The sequence below is a fragment of the Streptomyces sp. NPDC004561 genome (assembly GCF_053602155.1).
In genome coordinates this window covers 1-2,386 of sequence record NZ_JBSGDB010000796.1, presented here as the reverse complement: position 1 = coordinate 2,386, position 2,386 = coordinate 1, and the positions used below count along the sequence as shown (strand labels likewise).

Below are 2,386 nucleotides of genomic sequence, written 5' to 3'. Positions count from 1 at the left end.
GGGCGAGGCGGAGCAGGGCGACGCCGCTCGCGTCCACAGCGTCGCGGTGGCGCTGGGCGTCGTCGAGCTTGCGCTGGGCGGCGCGCACGGCCTCGATGACGGCCCGGGAGGCGGGCGCCGGGGCGAGACCCTCGCGCAGCTCGATGGCGCGGGTGGCCGCGTACAGCTCGACGGCGATGACGCGGGTGAGGTTGTCGACGGCGGTGCGCAGCTTGCGCGCGGCCGACCAGCCCATGGAGACGTGGTCCTCCTGCATGGCGGAGGACGGGATGGAGTCGGCGGAGGCCGGTACGGCGAGCCGCTTCAGCTCGCTGACCAGGGCGGCCTGCGTGTACTGGGCGATCATCAGGCCGGAGTCGACGCCGGCGTCGTCGGCGAGGAACGGCGGCAGGCCGTGGCTGCGGTTCTTGTCCAGCAGCCGGTCGGTGCGGCGCTCGGCGATGGAGCCGAGGTCGGCGACGGCGACGGCGAGGAAGTCCAGCACATAGGCGACCGGGGCGCCGTGGAAGTTGCCGTTGGACTCCACCCGGCCGTCGGGCAGGACGACCGGGTTGTCGACGGCGGAGGCCAGCTCGCGCTCGGCGACCAGTCGGGCGTGCGCCATGGTGTCGCGGCCGGCGCCCGCGACCTGCGGGGCGCAGCGCACCGAGTAGGCGTCCTGGACGCGCGGGGCGTCGTCCTGGTGGTGCCCGGTGAGCTGCGAACCCTTCAGCACCGCCAGCATGTTGGCGGCGGAGGCGCCCTGGCCCGGGTGCGGGCGGATGGCGTGCAGTTCGGGCGCGAGCACCTTGTCCGTGCCGAGCAGCCCCTCGAGGCTGAGGGCGGCGGTGATGTCGGCGGACTTGTAAAGGGTGTCGAGGTCGGCGAGGGCCATGATCAGCATGCCGAGCATGCCGTCGGTGCCGTTGAGGAGGGCGAGGCCCTCCTTCTCGCGGAGTTCGACGGGCTGGATCCCGTGCTCGGCGAGCAGCTCGCCGGCGGGGCGGACGGCGCCGTCGGGGCCCTCGGCGTCCCCTTCGCCCATCAGCGTGAGGGCGCAGTGGGACAACGGGGCCAGGTCGCCGGAGCAGCCGAGGGACCCGTACTCGTGCACGACCGGGGTGATCCCGGCGTTCAGCACGTCGGCCATGGTCTGCGCGACCTCCGGCCGCACACCGGTGTGCCCGGAGCAGACGGTCTTCAGGCGCAGGAACATCAGGGCCCGTACGACTTCCCGCTCGACGCGCGGGCCCATGCCGGCGGCGTGCGAGCGGACGATGTTGCGCTGCAGCTGGGCGCGCAGTTCCGGGCTGATGTGCCGGGTCGCCAGGGCCCCGAAGCCGGTGGAGACGCCGTAGACCGGCTCCGGCTTGGCCGCCAGCGCGTCCACGATCTCGCGGGCCGCGGCCAGGGCCGCCACCGCCTCCGCCGACAGCTCGATGCGGGCAGCGCCGCGCGCCACGGCGAGAACGTCGGACGCCGTGACACCGGACGTCCCCACCACCACAGTGTGCATATCCATATTCAGGAGCGTACGCATTGAATGCGGTGATGTCACTAGTGGGGAGCGGGAGTGCCCCTTACTCTCCCGTGTGCTTCGGGTCACGGGCCGCCCGGCGCCCCCGGTTCACGGCAGGCGCCCGCGGAAGCGGCGGCGTTCGGCACGGGCGGGCGGCGGCTCGTCGGCCAGCCGTACGACCGGGTCGTCCGGGCCCTCCCGGCCGGCCACCACCGGCCGGGCCCCGCGCATGGCCTTGGCACGGTACTGCGCCGCGTCCGCCAGCCGGAACAGCCGCCGGGCGTCCTCCACCGGACCGATCGGGTCCTCGGTCGAGGCGATCCCGCACGCCACCCCCTCCCCCAGCTCCAGCTCGCCCGCCCGGCGGCACAGCTCGTCCGCCGCCTTGACCACGTCGTCGGCGGACGGGCCGACCGCGACCAGGCAGAACTCGTCCCCGCCGAGCCGCGCGGCCAGCGCACCCGGCAGCATCGCCCCGCACAGCGACAGCACCGAGCCGAAGCGCTCCAGCAGACGGTCGCCGACGGCGTGCCCGAGGGTGTCGTTGACCCGCTTGAGCCCGTTGAGATCGCAGACCACGAGGCTGACGACCACACCCTCGGTGCGGTGCCGCTCCACCGCCTCCTCCAGGCACACGTCGACCGCGCGGCGGTTGGCGAGCCCGGTGAGGGCGTCGGTGTAGGCGAGCCGGCGGGCCTCCTCCAGGCGTTCGGTCTGCGCGATGCCGGCGGCGACGACGGCGGCCAGGACCGTGGCGAAGTCGGCGTCGGCCCGTGCGAACACGGGCACCCCGGCAACTGCTCGCACGGAGACTGGAGTTCACCGATCCGGTCACCGGGGCGGAGCACGCGTTCGTCAGCGAGCGCCTGCTCCAGGCCTGGACGTCCT

Annotated in this window: 1 protein-coding gene and 2 pseudogenes; 1 reads left to right on the top strand and 2 read right to left on the bottom strand. The window is 74.2% G+C overall.

The genetic code is table 11. From position 1 onward, the window contains the following. The coding region (hutH, locus tag ACWEN3_RS45410) for a histidine ammonia-lyase (RefSeq protein ID WP_452984171.1) at positions 1-1,495 on the bottom strand (1,495 nt) is incomplete at its 3' end. 111 nt (positions 1,496-1,606) lie between these two features. Further along, a pseudogene (locus tag ACWEN3_RS45405) lies at positions 1,607-2,290 on the bottom strand (GGDEF domain-containing protein); the annotation flags it as partial. Between ACWEN3_RS45405 and ACWEN3_RS45400 the strand changes: the two are divergent. Next, a pseudogene (locus ACWEN3_RS45400) lies at positions 2,281-2,386 on the top strand (pseudouridylate synthase); the annotation flags it as partial. The pseudogenes ACWEN3_RS45405 and ACWEN3_RS45400 sit on opposite strands and share 10 nt — an antisense overlap.